This window comes from Streptomyces sp. NPDC005533 (genome assembly GCF_042871845.1).
Lineage (GTDB): Bacteria > Actinomycetota > Actinomycetes > Streptomycetales > Streptomycetaceae > Streptomyces.
The window spans coordinates 206,440-225,908 of sequence record NZ_JBIAJH010000002.1 but is presented as its reverse complement, the minus strand read 5'-3'; the positions used below and the strand labels follow the sequence as shown (position 1 = coordinate 225,908).

Below are 19,469 nucleotides of genomic sequence, written 5' to 3'. Positions count from 1 at the left end.
CAACCGCCCGAGTTTGGGGATCGGAAACAGGGCCTGACTGCCACCTAGCACCGTGGGCCTGGCGGGCGCGTCCGCGCCGGTCCGGGCGTACAGGCGACGGAGTCGGCCACGGCGCGCCCGTGGACCCGCCCGTGCCAGACCTCGGTCCCGGTCGGGGGGGCGGCCACCCTTCTCTCGTCCGTGAGGGCCCACAGCAGCTGATCGCGGCGTACCTCTTCTCCCCGCGCCGCTTCTCGCTGCTGGTGGCGAGATCGGCCCCTACCGGGTTGGGGGTGAGGGCTCACCGCTCAGCAGGCCGGCGACCGACCCGGCGCCTACCGCGATCACTTCGCGTCGAACCACCGCGCAGGGTCGTACGCGGTCTGTGCCCGCTTCGCCGGATCCGACGAGCCCGCGGCTGACGGGAGTGTGCTACTGCGCTTGGCCTCGTTGGCCGCCGGACTGCACCCGGCGTTGTCCGGAGAGCCGGATGCGTTCGCAGGATTGTCAAGGTACGCGTTGCCGTGACGTGACCGAATTGCTGGTGGTGCGACGTAATGGAGTCATGGGTGAAGGAAGGGTGCGGGCAGGCCTCGCGCTCCTCCATTTCCCAGACATGTTCCATACGCTTCGCCAACCAGAGATGAGAGAATCATGGCTTTTATAGGAAACGAACGCCAAATCAGTGCGGCCCACTACCAGCATGCCGCGGTGCCGCAGGAGCCGAATGCAGGCAGCAGCGACACGGACAAGGTCATTCGCTCGGGCGTTCCTTCAAGCACCTTTTGGCACTTTGAGGAGTTCAACTTTCACGGAGATTTTTTCCTCACGGTCAGGCTCCCTACGGTGCAGGTCAATTCGTTCAGTCAGGTCGCCGTCTCGATCTGTGAACTCAATAGTGAAGGGGTCCCCTTCATCGGCGACGCGAAAATGGAGGTCCACAACGTTGCACCCCATGGCGACGGCAGGATCATTGTCCGAGCAGAGGTCCATTGGGAAAGGAATCTGAAGGTACGGCTGAATTACATCATTGTCAACTGACGCCTTTTAGGTCGGGATGCGATCTCATTCCGCAAGTGAGATCGGGGCGAATCCGTCGGCCGGTCGCCCGGTTGCCGAGCGTGAATTCGCGATGTCGGTCTGATCGTGGTCAGCAGTCCATGGTCAGGCCGGTTCCCGTAAGGAATCCGTCGACCAGGTGCGGCCGGTCCGCGGCCCGGCCCACGCGCGGGGCTCGCCGCAGTGGGCCGGTGCCGCACCGTGGGCGGGGTGTGGGGGGACCATGGACGGGTGCGAAACCTTCCAGGGCGTGAACCGGGGGCCGAGCCGCCCGAGCCACCCGAGCCCTCCGGACCCGCCGAGGCCGCCGAGGCCGTCGACCGGGCCGATCAGCGGGCGCTCGGCGAGGCCCTCATGGAGGTCTGTGCGGAGGCGGGGGCGTCCGTCGGCATGCTCTACCTTCCCGACCCCAGCCGGCGCGTCCTGCATCTGGCGATGACCTTCGGCCTGGCCCGTGATTTCGCGCTGCCCTGGTCCAGAGTCGTCATGGACGATTCCATTCCGGTGGCCGACGCGGTCCGCGACGGGCGGTTCGTCTGGCTGGGCGGCCAGGAGGAGACGGCCCGGCGCTACCCGCGCCTCGGCCTCGTCCTCCCGTACGACTTCGCCCTCGCCGCCGCCCCCCTCGTCCCCGACCCGGTGCCCGAGGCGGCGGAGCCCACCGGCGCCGGTCTCGTCCTCCTGTGGCCCGGCTCCCACGCGCCCCACCTGACCGAACGGGAACGCGCCGCCGTGGACTCGGCCTGCGGCCGTCTCGCGAACCACCTGCGCCGGGCGGCCGACGCCGGACACCCCGTCCGTCCGCCGGCGCACCCGGTCATGCTGCGACCGCTTCCCCCTCCCACACCCGGACCGGCCGAGGCGGCCGCCGCCATGGCCTTCATCCGCCGGTTGCCCGAAGGCAACTGCGCACTCGATCTGAACGGCACGATCACCTTCATCACCGCCGAGGCGGCCGACATGCTGGGGGCACCTGTCTCCCGGCTCCGCGGGGCCCTCCCCTGGGAAGCGCTCACCTGGATGGACACCCCCGTCATCGAGGACCACTACCGGGCCGCAGCGATCAGCCGAATGCCGCGCAGCTTCACTGCCACGACCCCGATCGGCCGCTCCCTGCGCTTCGACCTCTACCCGGACGACACCGGGATCAGCGTCCGCATCACCCCGGTCACCGCCGACGAGCCCGTGGAGCCACCCGTACACCCGCCCGCCGTGCACCCGCCCGACGCGCCGACGGCCGTTCCTGCGGAGCCCTCACCCAGTCGGGCCACCGCCCTCTACCAGCTCATGCACCTGGCGGCCGCCCTCACGGAGGCCGTCCACGCCCGCGACGTCGTCGACCAGGCCGCCGACATGCTCGTCCCCGCGCTCGGCGCCCAGGCCCTGGCCCTGTTGGTGGCCGAGGAGCAGCGCCTGCGCATCGTCGGCTACCGCGGCTACACGGCCGAGCTCATGGCCCGCCACGACGGCATCCCGCTCGGCATCCACACGGCCAGTACCCATGGTCTGCGCACGGGCGAGCCGCTGTTCTTCACGGACGCCGACGAGCTCGCGGCCGCCTTCCCGGACGTGGTGATAGCGGACGGCATGGCGGCGTGGGCCTTCCTGCCCCTCATCGCATCCGGCCAGCCCATCGGCACCCTCATCCTCGCCTACGCGCGCCCCCATACGTTCGTACCCGGTGAACGGGCGATCCTCATCTCCCTCGCCGGACTCATCGCCCAGGCCCTGGACCGCGCCCGCCTCTACGACGCCACCCACCAGCTCGCCCACAGCCTGCAGACCGGCCTGCTGCCGCACGCCCTGCCCGGCGTCCCGCACCTCGAAGTGGCCGCCAGCTACCTGCCGGCGGCGCACGGGCTCGACATCGGCGGCGACTTCTACGACCTCATCCGCATCGACGACACCACCGTCGCGGCCACCGTCGGCGACGTCCAGGGTCACAACGTGAACGCCGCCGCCCTCATGGGCCAGGTCCGCACAGCCGTCCACGCCACCGCCGGCGATCCGCCGGCAGAGGTCCTCGCCCGCACCAACCGGCTCCTGACCGACCTCGAACCCGGACTGTTCACCAGCTGCGTGTACGCCCACATCGACCTCGCGGCCCACACCGCCCAGCTCGCCACCGCCGGCCACCCGCCCCCGCTGCTGCGCCACGCCGGCGGGCCGGCCAAGATGCTGCACCTACCGCCCGGGCTGCTCCTCGGCATCGACCCGCACGCCTTGTACACGGCCGTGGAGATCCCGTTCGAGCCGGGCACCCTGCTGACCCTGTACACCGACGGGCTGGTCGAGGTTCCCGGCGAGGACTTGGAGGAGGGCATCGCGGCCGTCGCCGCCCGCATCACCGCGACCCCCGAACACCACCCGGTGCGCACGCTGGCGGACGACCTCATCGGCCACGCCCGCGGCGGAGCCCCCCGTACCGACGACTTGGCCCTGCTCCTGCTGCGCTTCGCCCAGGAGACGCAGCGCGGGTGACGGTCCCCCGTACGGACTACCTGACGGGCGCCCGCCTCCGGACGGCCGGAGGATCGGTGGGGGAAAACGCGACGGGAGCCGACCAAGGATGCCGAACACCGCCGGTCGCCCGAAGCGGGCGCGCATCGTCCTCGCAGGCGTGCCGGTCCTCGCCGTGGCCGCCCTCGTGACCGGGTGCGGCGGCGAGGTCCGCGACGCCGGGCGGGGGCCCGGAGCAGTGCCCCTCCCCCAGGCGACGCGCTCCGGCAGGGTCACCGTCGTCTACGAGGCCCGGACGGCCAAACCGGAGGACCGGGAGGCCGTCGCACTGATCCGGAACTCCCGGGTGCTGGGGAAGTCGGCCGACTGGGTGAACAGAACACTCACCCTCCCGCACGACATGACCGTGAAGGTCACCGCCGACGTGCCGCCCGGCGTCACCGACGCCGTCACCCAGCCCGACGGCAGGACGATCTACATCCCGCCGGCGTTCCTGACCCAGATCGAGAAGACCCTCGCCGACGTCGTGAAGACCGTCCAACGGCCCGCCCCGTTCCCCGCGTCCGAGTACAACACCGACGACCTGACCGTGTTGTCGACCGAATTCGTCTTCGGTCACGAGATGGGCCACGCCCTGCAACGCCAGCTCCTCCTGGCCAACCTCGGCCTCGAGGAGGACGCGGCCGACGGCTTCGCGTCCTTCTACACCGTCAACGAGGTCGGGCCGGGACCATCACTGGCCGCCGCGATCCTCTTCGACGAGCTCGCCCGCAAGGAAGGCCAGCCGAGCCTGGAGGGCTTGGCCAGCGACCACCCCGTCACCCAGCAACGCGCCTTCAACTTCCTTTGCTACCTGGAGGGCAGCGACCCGAAGAAGTACCAGCAGTCCGTGGTCGACAGCGGCTACCTCCCGAAGACCCGCGCCCCTCTCTGCCCGCAGGCGTGGGCGATGCTGGACTACGGCTGGTGGACCCAGCTCCAACCCCACTTCAGCGCGGCGTACAGGGCCAATGGCGAGGCGGAGCAGAAGAAGGCGCACGCGCGGCTGATCGCGGAGACGGAGGCTCTGACGAAGCGCATCGACGAGATCCGCAAGAGCCAATGAGCGAGGCGACACGCACCCGTCGAGCGCGTCCGCAGAGCCACACGGCACGGTTCCGGGGACTTTGATGCGCGAAGAGTCTCCACCACCACAGGCCCGCGCGTTGGGAGTCCCGCTGGAGTACCAGGCGGAGGCGCGATCTGAACCTGCCCCTGCCCCTGCTCCTGCTCCCGCCCCTGCCGCGTACGAGCCCTCGCGGAGTTCCGTCAGGAGGCTCGGCCCGGTAGGGGTCCAGGCGAGGGTCTGTTCGGCGCGGGTCGGGTCCATCGTCGAGGAGCGGGTCAGTACGCCGGCGAGCGGGCCCAGCAGCTGCTGGGCCTGATCACGCGGGATCGACACCGCGCGGGCGCCGGTGACCTCGGCCACCGCCTCGGCGATCTGCCGCATCGAGGCGCGGTCGCGGGACGCGGCGTTGACGACCAGGCGCTGCTCGGCCCGGTCCAGCGCCGCCACGTACAGCCGGGCCAGGTCGTCGATGTGGACCCCGCTCCACTCGTTGGCGCCCTCGTCGATGTACGGCGCCACGCCCCGCTCCCGGGCACCTGCCAGCATGCCCTGGAGCAGCGCACTGCCGCCCCGCCCGTAGATCAGCGCCGCCCGGACCACCGTCACCGCCACGCGCCCGGCGGCGGCCAGGACCGGCTGCTCTCCCAGCACCTTGTACGGCTGGGCGGACCGTTCCCCGTCCACCGGGGTGTCCTCGTGGGCCGTCACCCCCTCACCCTCCGGGTAGACCAGACCGGTGCTCGTGTACAGGAAGGGGTTGCCGGGCCGCAGCCCGTCGAGCAGGGCCGCCAGCGCGGGCCCCTCCACCTCGCGCATCGCGGGATGCGTGAAGTCCACCGCGGCGTGCACGACGGCGTCCGCCTCCGCCGCAGCCTGCCGCAGCGTCCCCGTGTCCGCGAGGCTCCCCGCCACCGCCCGCGCACCGAGTGCCGTGACGCGCTCCCGGGCCGCCTCGGACCGGGCCAGCGCGCTCACCTCGTGGCCCGACGCGAGGAAGAGCTCGGTGAGCACCCCGCCGAGGTAGCCGCTCGCTCCGGTCAGGAAGATCCGCATGGTCGTGCCCTTCATCGTCATCACCGGCCGCCGGTCGTGCGGCCGCCACCTCAGGATTGGCGTACGTCGACGGCGTATACAGGGACCAGCAGTCCGTGGCTGGCGCCGTCGGCCGGGCGTCGGCGGGCCACGACGGTGACGTAGCGTGGCTGCCGTGGACAAGCACGCACTCGCGGCATTCCTGCACAGCAGGCGAGAGCAGATCCGGCCGCAGGACGTGGGCGTGCCCCACGGGACGCGCCGCCGCACCCCGGGGCTGCGCAGGGAAGAGGTAGCGCAGCTCGCCCACATCTCCACGGACCACTACAGCCGCCTGGAACAGGCCCGCGGCCGGCACCCGTCCCGCCAGGTCCTGCACGGCATAGCCCGGGCGCTGCGGCTGTCCGACCAGGAGCGCGCCCACCTCTTCCAGCTCGCCGGCGAACTGGAACAGGACCGGGACCGGCTGCCCTCACGCGTGGTGGCACCCGCCACCAACGCCCTGCTGGACCGGCTCTCCGACATGCCCGCGCTGGTGGTGGACAACACTTGCCAGGTCCTGGCGTGGAACCCGCTGGCCGCCGCCCTGTTCGGGGACTTCTCGGCCCTGGGGTCGACCGACCGCAACATCCTGCGCCGCATCTTCCTGCACCCGGACGGCGGCGCCCGCGCCGGCGACTCGGACGGGACCGGCGACCACCGGCGCTCATGACCAGCGCCGTCAGCTATCTGCGGGTGGCCACCACCCACTACCCCGACGACCCGGAACTCCGCTCCCTCATCGCCGAACTCCTGGCCGGGAGCGCCGACTTCGCCGACCTGTGGAACTCCCAGGACGTCCGCATCGACCACCATGTTAGACAGGTCGTCCAGCACCCCCAAGTGGGCTCGATCGAGCTGGACTTCGACATCCTCACGGTCCCGGAACGCGGCCAGCAGGTAGTGATCTTCACCGCCGAGCCGGGGTCCAGCGCCTACCAGAACCTGCAGCTGCTCAAGGTCATCGGCACCCGGCTCACGGACGTAGCAGGCTGAAGCCGTGAGCCACCCCCTGCGGGTCTAGGCCGGACGGGTCGTGGCGGCGGGGGTGAAGTCGTAGGTCCGGGCCGGGTCGAGGTGTAGTTCGTAAGGCCCGGAGCAGTCTGCGGCGAGCGTGGCGATGCGGGCTCCGCAGGGACAGGCCCGGTTCGGTCCTTCGGTCCCGTCCGGGCCGCAGCATCCAGTGCTGTTCTCCCAGCCGGGCAGAGGCTGCAGGACGGGGGCGTCCGCGGGGTGCAGAACGATCGTGTTGCGGGCGCCGGCCGAGATGACGAAGCCCTTGTCCTGGACGGCCATGAGGAGCCCGCGGGGTTGGGACGGTACTGGGTTGCCTTGATCCTTCTGCGGGACGAACGGTGCTCCCCACGGCTCGGGTTCGATTGCGTAGAAGCCTCGGGGCACCGTAGGTGGGGCCTGTCGAGCCCCTGCGGGCCGGGCGATGTTGAGGCCTGGGACGGTCGGAACGGTGGGCAGCGCCGTCAACTCGGGCGTGAGTGCGTTTCCGCATGCGGAGCAGTGGAAGACCGTCATGGTCCCGTTGTAGCTGTGCATCGTCGCGCCGTGCATCCCATATTCCGCGGCCGGACCGGGGGCGGGTGAGTCAGTAGACGGCGCAACCAGGGGGACATCAGCGTGCGCGCTGTCAGGAGCAGGTGGCGCTCCTTGAGCTGCCGCGTGGTGACGGCAGCGGCCGCCTTGGCCCGCTTGCGGGAGGAGCTCGTCCAGTGGGAGTGGGTCGCCCAGTGCCGCGGTAGACGGCCCGCCGCCCGTCCAGCCGCGGGCCCGAAGGGTCTGGACGGTGCCGTACGGGGCCGGGCGGTCGGGGGGCGGAGAGACGGGCCGGGACGGGGGGGTCGGGAGGCCGGCTCTCCGCCGTGGGGTCAGTCCTCGTGTGCCTGGCGGTACGGGCGGGGCTCGTGGGTCTCGTGGCCGCCGGTCCCCTGAGTGCCCTCGTGCTCGGGCTCGGGGAGCGGGGCGCCGGTCTCCAGGAGGGTTTTGAGGCTCGACGCGAGCATCGGCCAGGCTCGCGCGCACATGCCGATCAGGGTGCCGCCGGGCTCGAACCCCTCGTGCAGGATGGTCAGCCGTGCCAGCGTCTCGCCGACCGGCTCGATCTCGTACGTCACCTTCGTGCGCCGCTCCTCGGCCAGTTCGGCGCGCAGTTCCTCGGCGATTCCGGCCGACGCCGCCCACTGCGGGGTGAAGGTGTGCCAGGTGTAGGAGAGCACCCGGTCCGGGATGCAGTCGAGGACCACCTGTTCGGGGTCGCTGGTGCGGGCCCCGCGCTCGACCCAGTCCATCGCCGAGCCCACCGCCCAGTCGGTCTCGAAGCTCAGGCCCCAGTACCGGCGGGTGAGGGCGGGGTCGGTGAGGGCCTGCCAGACCCGGGCCGGATCGGCCTGGATGTACAGGGTGTAGGTGATCGCACTGTCGCTCATGGCCCCATGCTGCGGGACCGGGGACGGCGGAGGCCGGATTTCCCGACCATGGCGGGCTGCCGGGGCGGGCACGGGCCACCGCGTCACCAGCGCACGCCGTCCTCCGGCAGTTCCGTCGGCGGCGTCCGGGTGGGAACGGGGAGGGACAGCCGGGCGCGGGCCGTGTGCACCGCCGCGAGTTCGTGTGCGCCGGCCGGTCCCCAGTCGCTCAGCTCGCGGACCTGTTCGGGGGTGGCCAGCAGCCGGGCGTACGACGGGTCGGTGGCGGGCGGGAGGACGGTGAGGCGTGCCGCGGTACGGGCGTGGGCGCCCTCGCCGACCTGCCGGTAGCCGAGCGGGAGGGCCCCGGTGGTCGATCCGGCCGTGGGCGGCGGCAGATGTGCCGTGCCGGTGGCCCGGGCGATCAGGAGCAGCACCCGGCCGTCGGGGCCGAACAGCCAGCCGCAGTGGTCCCGTACGGGCAGCTGGGCCGGGACCGGACCCGGGTGCCAGGTGCCGTGCTGCGGGGTCCGCCGGGTACGGAGCACTCCCAGCCGGTCGAGGGCGGTCGGCGCGGTGGGGCGGCCGTCCTCCAGCAGGGCGGTGCCGGGGCCGTTGATGCGGGCGCGCAGGGCGGACAGGGCGCGGCGGGCGTCTCCCGCGTCCATCAGGGCGGGCAGGTCGGCCGGCTCGGCGAAATGGATGCCGAGGATCTCCTGATCCGGGAGTCGGACGGCGGCGATCCGCTCGGCGGTCCAGGTGCCGCCGTCGTAGACGTGCAGGATCTCGCCGGGGAAGCGCATCTCGGGCGGGAAGCCGGGGGTGTCGGCCGGTGTCCAGTCCACGGCGAGGCCCCGCGGGTAGCGGCCGTCGATGCCGAGTTCCTCGCGCAGCTCGCGGGCGGCGGCCGCGGAGGGTGCCTCGCCCGCGTCCACGGCTCCGCCGGGGAGCAGCCGGTCGGCGCGGTAGTCGACGCTCTGGACGAGGATCCGGCCGTCGGTGTCGGTGACGAGGACGACGGCCGCGGTCCACACGGCGGCGCGCGAGGCGCCGTACTCCTCGGGGGTCATCCAGGTGCCCGCCCGCTCGTGCTCGTCGAGCTCGGCCCGCGCAGCCCGGGCGCACGCGACCCGTTCGGCCTCGTCCTGACCGGTGTCAACGGCCTGACCGGTGTCAACGGCCTGATCGGCATCAACAGCCTGCTCGGTACCGGCTGGTCTCGTCTTGGCCCGTGCCGTCTCGGCCCGCCCCGTCCGGGCCGGTTCGGTCTCCGCCCGGTCGATCCCCGCCTGGTCGGTCTCGGCCTGGTCGATCGCGCCCTGGTCGGTCAGCTGCGGCATCGGACTCCGTTCACCGTGGGTGGACCCGCCGACTGTGCAACAGCGGCTGCGGCCCCCGGGTTACGGCGGCCCGCACGCCACGACCTCCGCCCCTCGCCTTTGCCACCCCTATACCTCTTTATTACGCGGTTATGCCGTCCTTGGTACCTTCCGCTGGCGGACTGGCGGCATGAAAACCGCCGGTCCGACCACGTCACCGCACCACGCCGCGCCGCACCCCGCCCGACCGGCCGGACCGAGGAGAGATCCGCATGCGACGCGCTTCTCCCACGGAAGCCGCGGCTCCGCTCCCTCCCCCGGCCGCCCGCGGGAGCGGCGGGCGCGGGCGCGCCCGGCTGGCCGGGGTCGACGCCGTGCGCGGTATCGCCGTCCTCGGCATGTTCGCCGTGCACGTCGGCCCAGGCCCGCGGCCCGAGGGCGCCGGCTACCTGCTCGTCGCGGCCGACGGACGCGCCCCGGCGCTCTTCACCCTCCTCGCCGGCTTCTCCCTGGTCCTCGCGCAGCGCGGCCCGGACGCGGTACGGCCGCACGACGGCTGGGGCCGGCGCTGGCGTCCGCTGCTGATCCGCTGTGTCGTGCTCGCCGCGCTCGGGCTGTTCCTGGCCTCGCTGTGGCCGGGGATCCTGGTCATCCTCGCCTTCTTCGCCGTGTACTTCCTGGCCGCCGAGCCCTTCACCCGCCTGTCCACACCGGTGCTGGCCGCCGTGGCGGGCGGCTCCGTGGTGGCGGGGCCGCTGCTGTCGTTCCTGCTGGGCCCGGTCTTCGGGTACGGGGCGTCCGGGCGGGGCCTGGTCCCGGAGGCCACCGACCTGGCGAGTTGGTCCGGGCTGGGCACGGTGGTGTGCGAGCTGCTGCTCACCGGGGCGTATCCGCTGGCCACCTACTTCCCGTACGTCCTGGCGGGGATGGCCCTCGCCCGGCTGTTCGACGTGCGGGAGCGGGCGGCGGCCCGGCGAATGGCGGCGCGGGCACGGCGGCCGCGGTCTTCGGATACGGCTCCGCCTGGCTCGCCTCGCATGTGTTCGGGTCCCGGCAGCGGCTGCTGGAGGCGATCGCCGTCCACCACCCGGCGGCGCTGGCCGCCCCCGATCCCGTACGGGAGGTGCTGGACGGGCAGTTCGGCGCCGTGCCCAGCACCTCCTGGGAGTGGCTGCTGGTGGCCGATCCGTACAGCCAGACCCCGCTGGAGACCCTCGGCAACGCGGGTGTGGGGTGCGCCCTGATCGGCCTGTGCGCGCTGGTGGCCCGGCACCGGCCGGGCGCGCGCCTGCTGCGGCCGCTCGCGGTGCTCGGGGCGATGGCGCTGAGCGCGTACGTGTTCCACGCGCTGGTGCTGGCCGGTCCGGCGCACGGCGCCGCGTCCTGGTCCGCCTGGCTCGCCTTCAGCGGCACCGCGCTGGCCCTGACGTGGGCCTGGCAGCGGGTCTGGGCGGACAGCCCCTTGCGTCGCGGTCCCGTGGAACACGCGCTCCGCCTGGCCACGCGGGTGGGGAGCCGCACGCCTCCGAGCGGCGGAGCGGGACGCGGAACGTGATCCCTGCCGATGGGCTCCAGAGCCCCCCACCCCCGTGGAGGGGCTCCGCGCCGACCGGGAAGTCCCGCGCTCCGCAGCGGACATGACCGGGTTTCACCGGGTCATGTGCCGTCCGCACCGCGCGGGAACGATCTCCACACTATGGCCGGGAATGGTGCACGGCCCATGGCAGCGGACGCCAGCAAGGGGACCGGACGCGCCAAGGGGGGACCCGGCGCGCCATGTTGCGGCCGGCGGCCTCCGCGGCACTGCGATGACCTGGTCGTTCGTCCTCGTCTATGCTCGGCCCCTGTGGTCCCGAACGCGCACGCCCCCGTGGTCCCGAACGCCCACCAGGGCACGACCTCCTCCGCCCTCACCCGTCTGAACGTCAATACGGCACGTCTGCTCGGGATACCTCCGGCCGGGTACGCGCACCTGCTGGGTGTGGCCCCCGAGCACCTCGACGACGACCTGTGCCGGCCTCCCGCCCTCACGAGCATCCGCATCGCGGAACTGGCCACCGTGCACGCCCACTGGACCGAGGTGGCCGGGGTGATGACCCGGCAGTCGGGCATCGGCAGCCTCGGGGTCTGGGACTACCTCTTCACCTCCGCGCCGACCCCGCTCGAAGGGGCCCGGGACGCCTCGGCCCACGTCGCCGCGGTCGTCGACACCGGCACGGACAGCCTGTGGGTCACGGAGGAAGGCGACGAGGTCACCATCAGCCACCTCAACGAGGCCGATCTGACCCATGAGGCGGCCTGCGCCGTCCGCGCCTGCGCGCTCGGCCTCTACCACCGCCGTCTCAGCGAGGCCGCGCAGCGGGCCCTCGTTCCCGTCCGCGTCTCGCTGGCCGCCGGGACACCCGCCCGGCACGACGCCCTGACCGAGCTCTACGGCACCCGCAGCATCGACTTCGAGGCCCCGGTCAGCTCGATCACCTTCCGCGCCGAAGACCTGAACGCCCCCTCGCCGCACGCCCAGCCCGGCCTGTCGGGCGTGCTGCGACGGCACGCGGAGCAGACCCTCGCCTCCGCCGTCCCGCTGCGCAACTGGCTGGACCTCTTCCGCGCCGCCGTGGTCTCCCTCCACGCGGAAGGCACTCTGACCCTGTCCGCGGCGGCACGGCGCATGGCCATCAGCACCCGCACCCTCCAACGCCGCCTCGACGAACACGGCACCACGTGGAGCATCGAGGTGGAAACCGTACGGCGGGAGCAGATCACGCGGCTGCTCCACGGCACGGACCTCAGCATCGACGCGATCGCCGCCCGCAGCGACTACGCCGACGCGCGCGCCCTGCGCCGGGCCGTCCAACGCTGGTACAACACCACGCCCGCAGCCCTGCGCCGCTCCGGGCACCCGCACGGCGGCGCACCCCGAACGGCGTGACGAGCCCGTTCGAGGGTGCGGCGAGTCCGTTCAGCGGTGGAGCCGCTGTGTCCAGTCCGGCGGGACCCGATCGGCCGGTCCCGGTACCGACTGATCCAGGGGATGGTTGCTCGGCGGCGTCAACTCGGGCCCGGACGCGTACATCTGGTCGTGGTCGTAGTCCCAGTACCAGTCCTCGCCCGGTTCGAAGCTCTGCACCAGGGGGTGGCCGGCGGACTTCCAGTGGGCGGTGGCGTGCTGGGCCGGCGACGAGTCGCAGCAGCCGACGTGGCCGCACTGGGCGCAGCGCCGCAGGTGGAACCACCAGCCGCCCACGGCGTCGCAGTCGGCGCAGCCGGGGCCGGAGGGCGGGACGCTCGGGTCGATCCCCTTGATGTCGGTCATACGGTCTCCTCGGCGGTCTCGGTCCCGGACTCGGCTTCGCTCTCGGACTCGGTCTCGGCTTCGCTCCCGGACTCGGTCTCGGTTTCCGGTGCGGTCAGCGGCAGCAGCACGTGGAATCGGGTGTCGCCGGGCTCGGACTCGACCTGGAGGCTGCCGTGGTGCTTGTTGACGACGATCCGCCAGGAGATGTCCAGGCCCAGACCGGTGCCCTCGCCCACCGGCTTCGTGGTGAAGAAGGGATCGAAGATGCGGCTGCGGACGTCCGCGGGGATACCGGGTCCGGTGTCGCGGAACTCCACCAGCAGCCGGTCCCCCTCGCGCGCCGTGCGGACCGTCAGCGTGCCCTCGCCACCGGTGCTCTGCATGGCGAAGACGGCGTTGTCGATGAGGTTGGTCCACACCTGGTTGAGCTCCGCCGGGTAGGCGGGCACGTCCGGCAGGGACCGGTCGTAGTCCTTGACCACCCGGATCCGGCAACCGATCTTCCCGGACAGCATCAGCAGGGTGCTGTCGAGGAGTTCGTGGACGTCGACGACCCGGTGCGGGGCGCGGTCGAGCTGCGAGTACTGCTTGGCCGCGTCCACGAGGTGGGAGATGCGCGTCGTGGAGTCGTCGATCTCGTCCATCAACAGCTCGGTCTCGACGGAGTAGTTGAGCCAGCCGATTGCCGATGGCAGGATGTCCGCCGCCACGGTCGCCGCGACCTGGTCCAGCCAGTCCGTGTCCAGGCCGGCCTGGACGAAGGTCGGCGCGATCCGCCAGCCCTCCTGGATGCCGTGGTCGTCGAGCCAGTCGGCGAGCTCGTCCTCCCGGTCGGTGGCCTCCAGCGGGCTCAACACCGGTGCCTTGGCGACCCGTTCGACGGTGCGTTCCTGGATCTCGATGAGGTCGGCGATGGTCTCGCGGGAGTAGCCGCCCTGGGAGATGACGGCCAGCTTGTGCCGCATCTTGCCGACCCGTTCGCGCAGGGTCGCGGTGGCCCGGACGGCGGCCGCGGCCGGGTTGTTGAGCTCGTGGGTGAGGCCGGCGGACAACGATCCGAGGGCGAGGAGCCGTTCGCGCTGGCCGATGGCCCGCTGGGTGTTCTTCGCTCCGAAGAAGAGCCCTTCCAGCAGGTGGGCGGCCATCGGGAACCATTCCTGCATGAAGTCCGCGAACGACTGCGCGGGCAGCACGAAGAACCGCGTCCGCTCGGTCACCCGCATGGAGTTGGTGTACGTCTGCGGCACCCGGTCGCCCAGGTAGGCCTGCATGGCTCCGGCGTACACGCCGCGCTGCGAGGTCCGGCTCACCTCGACGTCGTCGCCGCCGACCCGGCGGGACAGGACGACGGTGCCCTCGATCATCACGTAGAAGCAGGTCGCCGGGTCGCCTTCGGTGTACACGGGACCGGGTTCGAACCGTTCCACGCGCCCCTCGGCGCACAAGCGTCCGAGCTGCTCCGGGGAGAGCTTCTCGAAGAGGAACAGCGAGGCGATCTCCTGCGGGCTGCAGGGCATCGCCTGCCCGCTCACGACTGCTCCAGATACCGGTGGACGAGCATCACGGCCATGGCTCCCTCTCCGACGGCGGACGCGACGCGCTTCGCGGACCGGGCCCGCGCGTCGCCGGCCACGAACACGCCGGGAATGTTGGTCTCCAGGTGGTAGGGCGGACGGTCCAGCGGCCACTCGGCCGGTGGCCGTCCGTCCGCGGTCAGGTCCGGTCCGGCCAGGATGAAGCCGCGCTCGTCGCGCAGCACCGTGCCGTCCAGCCAGTCGGTGAGCGGGGCCGCGCCGATGAAGACGAACATCCACTGCGCGTCGACGAGTTCCGTCGCGCCGCTGTCCACGTCCCGCAGCACGAGCTGTTCCAGGTGCTCCCCGCCCTGAGCCGCCTCGACGACCGTGCGGGTGCGCACCGAGATGTTCGGGGCCTCCTGGATCTGCTGGATCAGGTAGTACGACATCGACGCGGTCAGGGACGGCCCGCGCACCAGGAGCGTCACCGACTTCGCGCCCCGCGCCAGGTACATGGCAGCCTGCCCGGCGGAGTTGGCGCCGCCCACGATGTAGACGTCGTACCCCTGGCAGGAGGACGCCTCGGTGAGCGAGGAGCCGTAGTACACGCCGCGGCCGGTCAGGTCCGCGCAGCCCGGTGCCCCGAGCTGCCGGTACGTGACGCCGGTCGCCAGGATGACGCTGTGCGCGGCGACCGACGAGCCGTCGGAGAAGCGGACGACGCGCGCCGGGCCGATCACCTCCAGCCCGGTGACCTCGCGGGCGGTGAGGATCTCGGCGCCGAACCGGCCGGCCTGGCGGCGGGCGCGTTCGGTGAGCTGGGCGCCGGAGACGCCGTCGGGGAAGCCGAGGTAGTTCTCGATGCGGGAGCTCTGCCCGGCCTGCCCGCCGGTGGCCGACCGCTCGATGAGTACGGTACGCAGTCCTTCGGAGGCCCCGTACACGGCCGCGCCGAGCCCGGCCGGGCCGCCGCCGATCACGACGAGGTCGTAGAACTCGGCGGTCGGCGTCGTCGCGAGCCCCACGTGGGCGGCCAGGTCCGGCGCCTCCGGCTCGACCAGCACGGCGCCCTCCGGGGTGATCACCAGGGGCAGCCGCTGCCCGTCGACCCCGGCCGCCTCCAGCAGGCGCAGGCCCTCGGGCTCGTCGGAGGAGTACCAGCGGTACGGCACCTGGTTGCGGGCCAGGAACTCCCGCACCTGCGAGGAGCGCGCCGACCAGCGGTGCCCGACCACCTTGGTGGCGGGTACCGGCCGGTAGTCGCTGGCGCGCCAGGCGGTGAGCAGGTCGTCCACGACCGGGTAGAGCTTCTCCTCCGGCGGGTCCCACGGCTTGAGCAGGTAGTGGTCGAGGTCGACGACGTTGATCGCGTCGATCGCCGCGTTGGTGTCGGCGTACGCGGTCAGGAGCACGCGCCGCGCGCCCGGGTACACGTTCAGTGCCTGTTCGAGGAACTCGATGCCGTTCATCTGCGGCATGCGGTAGTCGGCCAGGATCACGGCCACCAGGTCGCCCCGCAGCTTCAGCTCGTTCAACGCCTCCAGGGCGGACTCACCGGACTCGGCGCGCACGATGCGGTAGCCGGCGCCGTAGCGACGCCGCAGGTCACGGGCGACGGCGCGGGAGACTCCGGGATCGTCGTCCACGGTCAGGATGACGGTCCGTGCTGGATCGGCGACCTCTGCCATACGTCTCCCACGACGGCCTGGACCGGCGGCACGGCGAGCCGCCCGCCCCGGTTCCCGCCCATCGTATGTTCGATCGCCCGGATCCGCTCCGGGAACCGGCTCCCGGGAGGGCGTCACCCGTGTCCCCCGTGCGTGTGACGCCGTGCGGTCCGTCCGGTGCAGGTGCGGCAGGGTGGGCGGACGGGGCTGGACCAGGACCATCCGCGCGAGCTGGCCGCCCGCGTCGACCTCGTGGCCGTCGACCTCGACCCGGAAGGTTGTGGCCGGCGCTCGCCGCGCGCCGTCGCCCTCCACGACAGGGAGGCGGCCGCCGAGGTGTACGAGGACCTGATGCCGCTGCGGGGACTGGCTGGCGGCGCGAGCAGCCTCAGCGTGGTCTTCCGGCCCGTCGCGCAGACCCTGGGCGAACTGGCCCGCTTCCTGGGCCGCCCCGAACCGGCCCGGAGCCACTACCTGGAAGCCGTACGGGTGGCGGCGGCATGGGACTCGCCCCTCTGGACGGCCGCCGCCGGGCGGGCTTGTCCGAGCTGCCTCCGGACCCGGACCGGATTCGTGTTCGGTCCGGTGGACCGTGTGACTGACCCCTCGTCCGGTCGAACAGCACCGAGGGGCCGGGGCAGCGCCCGTACCCCGGTCCCGTAGCTCCTTCACTGGACGTTCAGGCGCATCGGGTGGCCCGGGTCCTCGGGACAGCAAAAGACCCGGAGCTCTCCGTACCGTCCCACGTTGAGCCCCGGGTCCCCGCCGCTGTCCAGCGTGAGCAGCAGCCGCATCCGGGCCCCGCACCGGCAGTCCAGCGGCGTGAAGTCGGTGAGGTGCCAGCTGGGCCAGCCGCCGGCCTTCCAGCCGGGCAGGCAGCCGAGCACCCGGTTGTAGTCGGTCCCCCGCTCTGCGGCCCATTGCTCGACGGACTCGTACAGCTCCTCGGGCAGCTCGTCCTGCTCCGGCAGGTCCAGCACCTCGACGGGTTCGAGCCGGCACGGCGCGGGCAGGTACACCCCCTTGGCCCCGTAGTGCACAGGCGGCCCCCCGGCCGGGCGGACCGCCTCCACCGAGGCCTGGTAGCGCAGTTGCACCACGGGACCCCAGTAGCGGGGCTGCCCCTCCGGTTCGGCGTGGTCCTGCGGGCACCACAGGAGCTGGAGCAGATCGGTCCCGGGCGGCCAGTCCAGGGCGGGCGCGTCCCGGGAGTGGAGCCGGAGCACCGGGACCATGGGCAGCCCGTCGCCGGGTACCGGCCGCGGCACCAGCCGGACCCGTTCCCAGGTGACCAGGTCCAGCGATCCGCCGTCCATGATCCGGGACTGGGTCTCGGCCTCTTCGGCGGTCAGTACGCGTGCGTTCCCGGGCCGGTGGCGTTCTCTGCGGTTCCGCCCGATGCTCTGCCACGCCTCCCGCTCGGCGTCGGTGAGCTTCTCCCGCACGTACACCAGGTGCGGTTGCCGGCAGCGCGGCCAGGGCTCGTCGGCGGGCCACAGCGGCGGCCCGCCGACCGAGCTCCGGTGCGGGCCGGGGCTGTCGGCGGAGGGCTTGAGGAGGGTCGCGGTGCGTGCGTACGGCGCCAATGCGGGTAATGCGTCGAGCAGTTCGGCTGCGGTGACGGTCGGTGCGGTCATCCCGGCAGGCTACGGCTTGCTTGCGGAAGAACCGCGAGCGCGCTGCGCGGGCCCGTGCTGCCGGCCGTGCGGGGCTGATGTCAGAGGGATCCGGTTGGATGAGCCCGTGACTGTCTACGACCTGGCCCGCCGGCTTCCCACCATCGCCGAACTGCGGGACCTGTGCCGCTCACTTGCGATGCTCGACGCGATCCTGAGCCCGGACTGGGAAGGCCGGTACCACTCCTTCAACGCCGCTTGGGCCGAAGGCGAGGAGATGGCCTCGATGCGCAACGGGGCAGGAGACGAGTACTCCATGGTGTTCTCGGCGGCCGGGTGCTGTGTCCGCGGCTTCAGCCACGAGTCGCCGATGAGCCCCTATGGCAACGACGGCGATCCTTGGCCGGGAGTGATCGACGAAGTCCCTGCGACTTTTCGGCCCTTCGTGGAGGAGCCGGCGTTCACCGACGAGGACGGCGTGCCCGTCGTGACAGCCTGCCTGTGGCGGGGAACGACCGACGATCAGTGGCGCCACGGGACGGTCGACTTTCCCACGGGCAGTGCCGATCCTGACGGGACGACTGGACTGTTCGGTCTCCTGGTCGACCGATCTCCGGAAGCGTTCCAGTGCTTCGCCGAGGACTACTACGAGGTCCCCGTGGACCTGGCAGCGGTGAGCCATGTGTACGCCCTGCGACCGCTGGACCAGGAACTCGTTTCGTCGCTGAATGCAGCGGTCACCCTGCCGGACCTGGGCCAGGACATCGCCGAGATCGGCTATCCGCGCCCGGACCGAGAGTCGCACTGACTGCCTGCCGGGGCGCCCAGTCGGATGGTGACCGTAGGTGATGACCGGCGACCGTGCAACGGGGGCAGCGGCTCGACGCATTGCATCGGCGCCGCCGTCGCCCGGCTCTCACGGTTGGAGCAGCACAAGCTCAACGTCCGCGGCCGCCACAGCTTCACTCGGTCGGGGTGCAGCAGGCGGTGACGCCGCAGCATTCGGCGGGCGCGCGCGTTTCATCCGCCGTGGTGGGGGCCGGGGGCTTGGTGGCCCGGACGATGGCGGAGTGCATCCCGTCGGCGACCGCGTGCGTCGGGGTGATCTGGATGTCGGTGAAGCCTGCCTCTTCGAGCCCCCTCCGGTACTCGGTGAAGGAGAGGGCGCCCGCGATGCAGCCGACGTAGTCGCCGCGCTCGGCGCGCTGTTCCGGGGTGAGCGTATCGTCGGCGACGACGTCGGAGACGCCGATCCGGCCGCCGGCCTTGAGGACGCGGAAGGCCTCCGCGAAGACCGCCCGCTTGTCGGTCGACAGGTTGATCACGCAGTTGGAGATCACCACGTCGATGGTGGCGGCGGGGAGGGGAATGGCCTCGATGACGCCCTTGAGAAACTCGACGTTCGTGGCGCCTACCTTCGCGGCGTTGGCCAGTGCGAGGGCGAGCATCTCCTCGGTCATGTCCAGGCCGTACGCCTTGCCGGTGGGGCCGACGCGGCGGGCGGAGAGGAGCACTTCGATGCCGCCGCCGGAGCCGAGGTCCAGTACGCGGTCACCCTCGTGCAGGTCCGCGACGGCGGTGGGGTTGCCGCAGCCCCACGAGGCGGCGACGGCCTCGGCCGGAAGCTGGTCGGTCTCGCCGCCGGTGTAGAGGGCGGAGCCGAAGTTCTCGTCGACTTCCACGGGCTCCGCTCCGCAGCAGGCGGTGCCGCCTTGGGTGACCTGCAGGGCGGAGGCCGCGTAGCGGGCGCGGACGGTCTCGCGGAGATCCAGGGACTGGTCGGTCATGGCGGTCACCCCAACAGGTTGGATTGATGCTTCTCGATGCAACCTTGCGCCTTGGATCGAAATTCGTCAACATAGACACATGTCGAAGCAAGAGCTACCACGTGGGCCGGATCGATGGCCCTGAGCCGGGCGGTCGGCTTGAACCACCCGAAACCGACGACCCTCGCGGTCGCT

General features: G+C 72.0%; 18 protein-coding genes and 1 pseudogene. 10 read left to right on the top strand and 9 right to left on the bottom strand.

The features are described 5' to 3' along the window. Positions 1-633: 633 nt before the first annotated feature. The 3 genes from ACFYP3_RS03110 to ACFYP3_RS03100 all read left to right on the top strand — a co-directional run bounded on the left by ACFYP3_RS03110 (position 634) and on the right by ACFYP3_RS03100 (position 4,603). Positions 634-1,020: a hypothetical protein gene (locus tag ACFYP3_RS03110; protein ID WP_388825831.1), complete on the top strand. Its 387-nt coding sequence runs from the start codon at positions 634-636 to the stop codon at positions 1,018-1,020. Between the two features lie 249 nt (positions 1,021-1,269). Beyond that, complete coding sequence (locus ACFYP3_RS03105; protein WP_388825828.1) at positions 1,270-3,519, top strand: SpoIIE family protein phosphatase; 2,250 nt, start codon at positions 1,270-1,272, stop codon at positions 3,517-3,519. A gap of 88 nt (positions 3,520-3,607) precedes the next feature. Then, the gene (locus ACFYP3_RS03100) at positions 3,608-4,603 is read left to right on the top strand and encodes a DUF4344 domain-containing metallopeptidase (protein WP_388825825.1); all 996 of its coding nucleotides are present in this window, start codon (positions 3,608-3,610) and stop codon (positions 4,601-4,603) included. 348 nt (positions 4,604-4,951) lie between these two features. Here the strand turns inward: ACFYP3_RS03100 and ACFYP3_RS03095 are convergent. After that, positions 4,952-5,659: pseudogene (locus ACFYP3_RS03095) on the bottom strand (NAD-dependent epimerase/dehydratase family protein); the annotation flags it as partial. 154 nt (positions 5,660-5,813) lie between these two features. Here ACFYP3_RS03095 and ACFYP3_RS03090 point away from each other — a divergent pair. Together ACFYP3_RS03090 and ACFYP3_RS03085 are read left to right on the top strand one after the other, a co-directional pair. Continuing rightward, on the top strand, positions 5,814-6,350 hold the full coding sequence (locus ACFYP3_RS03090) for a helix-turn-helix domain-containing protein (protein WP_388825822.1): 537 nt from the start codon (positions 5,814-5,816) through the stop codon (positions 6,348-6,350). Beyond that, complete coding sequence (locus tag ACFYP3_RS03085; RefSeq protein ID WP_388825820.1) at positions 6,347-6,673, top strand: hypothetical protein; 327 nt, start codon at positions 6,347-6,349, stop codon at positions 6,671-6,673. Before ACFYP3_RS03090 ends, ACFYP3_RS03085 begins: the two co-directional genes overlap by 4 nt. 24 nt (positions 6,674-6,697) lie before the next feature. On the opposite strand, the gene ACFYP3_RS03080 is transcribed toward ACFYP3_RS03085, so the two are convergent. The 3 genes from ACFYP3_RS03080 to ACFYP3_RS03070 all read right to left on the bottom strand — a co-directional run bounded on the left by ACFYP3_RS03080 (position 6,698) and on the right by ACFYP3_RS03070 (position 9,434). Further along, the gene (locus ACFYP3_RS03080; protein ID WP_388825817.1) at positions 6,698-6,973 is read right to left on the bottom strand and encodes a hypothetical protein; all 276 of its coding nucleotides are present in this window, start codon (positions 6,971-6,973) and stop codon (positions 6,698-6,700) included. A 584-nt stretch (positions 6,974-7,557) separates the two neighbouring features. After that, positions 7,558-8,115, bottom strand: a complete 558-nt coding sequence (locus ACFYP3_RS03075; RefSeq protein ID WP_388825814.1) for an SRPBCC domain-containing protein — start codon at positions 8,113-8,115, stop codon at positions 7,558-7,560. An 83-nt stretch (positions 8,116-8,198) separates the two neighbouring features. Continuing rightward, a complete protein-coding gene (locus tag ACFYP3_RS03070; RefSeq protein WP_388825811.1) occupies positions 8,199-9,434 on the bottom strand; it encodes an NUDIX domain-containing protein in 1,236 nt (411 codons plus the stop codon). A 251-nt stretch (positions 9,435-9,685) separates the two neighbouring features. Between ACFYP3_RS03070 and ACFYP3_RS03065 the strand changes: the two genes are divergently transcribed. The 3 genes from ACFYP3_RS03065 to ACFYP3_RS03055 all read left to right on the top strand — a co-directional run bounded on the left by ACFYP3_RS03065 (position 9,686) and on the right by ACFYP3_RS03055 (position 12,342). Next, positions 9,686-10,657 carry a heparan-alpha-glucosaminide N-acetyltransferase domain-containing protein gene (locus ACFYP3_RS03065; RefSeq protein ID WP_388825808.1) on the top strand — a complete coding sequence of 324 codons (972 nt, stop codon included), beginning with the start codon at positions 9,686-9,688 and terminating at the stop codon, positions 10,655-10,657. Further along, positions 10,591-10,968, top strand: coding sequence for a DUF418 domain-containing protein (locus ACFYP3_RS03060; RefSeq protein WP_388825805.1), 378 nt, complete (start codon positions 10,591-10,593; stop codon positions 10,966-10,968). Before ACFYP3_RS03065 ends, ACFYP3_RS03060 begins: the two co-directional genes overlap by 67 nt. A gap of 291 nt (positions 10,969-11,259) precedes the next feature. Next, positions 11,260-12,342, top strand: coding sequence for an AraC family transcriptional regulator ligand-binding domain-containing protein (locus ACFYP3_RS03055; protein ID WP_388825802.1), 1,083 nt, complete (start codon positions 11,260-11,262; stop codon positions 12,340-12,342). A 30-nt stretch (positions 12,343-12,372) separates the two neighbouring features. On the opposite strand, the gene ACFYP3_RS03050 is transcribed toward ACFYP3_RS03055, so the two are convergent. The 3 genes from ACFYP3_RS03050 to ACFYP3_RS03040 are packed head-to-tail and all read right to left on the bottom strand — an operon-like array spanning position 12,373 to position 15,913. Beyond that, positions 12,373-12,726, bottom strand: coding sequence for a UBP-type zinc finger domain-containing protein (locus ACFYP3_RS03050; protein ID WP_388825799.1), 354 nt, complete (start codon positions 12,724-12,726; stop codon positions 12,373-12,375). Beyond that, complete coding sequence (locus ACFYP3_RS03045) at positions 12,723-14,225, bottom strand: ATP-binding protein (RefSeq protein WP_388826096.1); 1,503 nt, start codon at positions 14,223-14,225, stop codon at positions 12,723-12,725. The genes ACFYP3_RS03050 and ACFYP3_RS03045 overlap by 4 nt, the downstream gene beginning before the upstream one ends. Before the next feature lie 11 nt (positions 14,226-14,236). Beyond that, the gene (locus ACFYP3_RS03040; RefSeq protein WP_388825796.1) at positions 14,237-15,913 is read right to left on the bottom strand and encodes an FAD-dependent oxidoreductase; all 1,677 of its coding nucleotides are present in this window, start codon (positions 15,911-15,913) and stop codon (positions 14,237-14,239) included. Between the two features lie 156 nt (positions 15,914-16,069). Between ACFYP3_RS03040 and ACFYP3_RS03035 the strand changes: the two genes are divergently transcribed. Then, the gene (locus tag ACFYP3_RS03035) at positions 16,070-16,555 is read left to right on the top strand and encodes a hypothetical protein (RefSeq protein ID WP_388825793.1); all 486 of its coding nucleotides are present in this window, start codon (positions 16,070-16,072) and stop codon (positions 16,553-16,555) included. 5 nt (positions 16,556-16,560) lie between these two features. On the opposite strand, the gene ACFYP3_RS03030 is transcribed toward ACFYP3_RS03035, so the two are convergent. Continuing rightward, complete coding sequence (locus ACFYP3_RS03030) at positions 16,561-17,529, bottom strand: hypothetical protein (RefSeq protein WP_388825790.1); 969 nt, start codon at positions 17,527-17,529, stop codon at positions 16,561-16,563. A gap of 106 nt (positions 17,530-17,635) precedes the next feature. Between ACFYP3_RS03030 and ACFYP3_RS03025 the strand changes: the two genes are divergently transcribed. After that, positions 17,636-18,316: a hypothetical protein gene (locus ACFYP3_RS03025; protein ID WP_388825787.1), complete on the top strand. Its 681-nt coding sequence runs from the start codon at positions 17,636-17,638 to the stop codon at positions 18,314-18,316. Positions 18,317-18,470: 154 nt separating this feature from the next. Here ACFYP3_RS03025 and arsM read toward each other — a convergent pair whose 3' ends face one another. Next, positions 18,471-19,295 (bottom strand): arsenite methyltransferase, encoded by an 825-nt coding sequence (arsM, locus tag ACFYP3_RS03020; protein WP_388825784.1) that lies wholly within the window; start codon positions 19,293-19,295, stop codon positions 18,471-18,473. Positions 19,296-19,469: the final 174 nt, after the last annotated feature.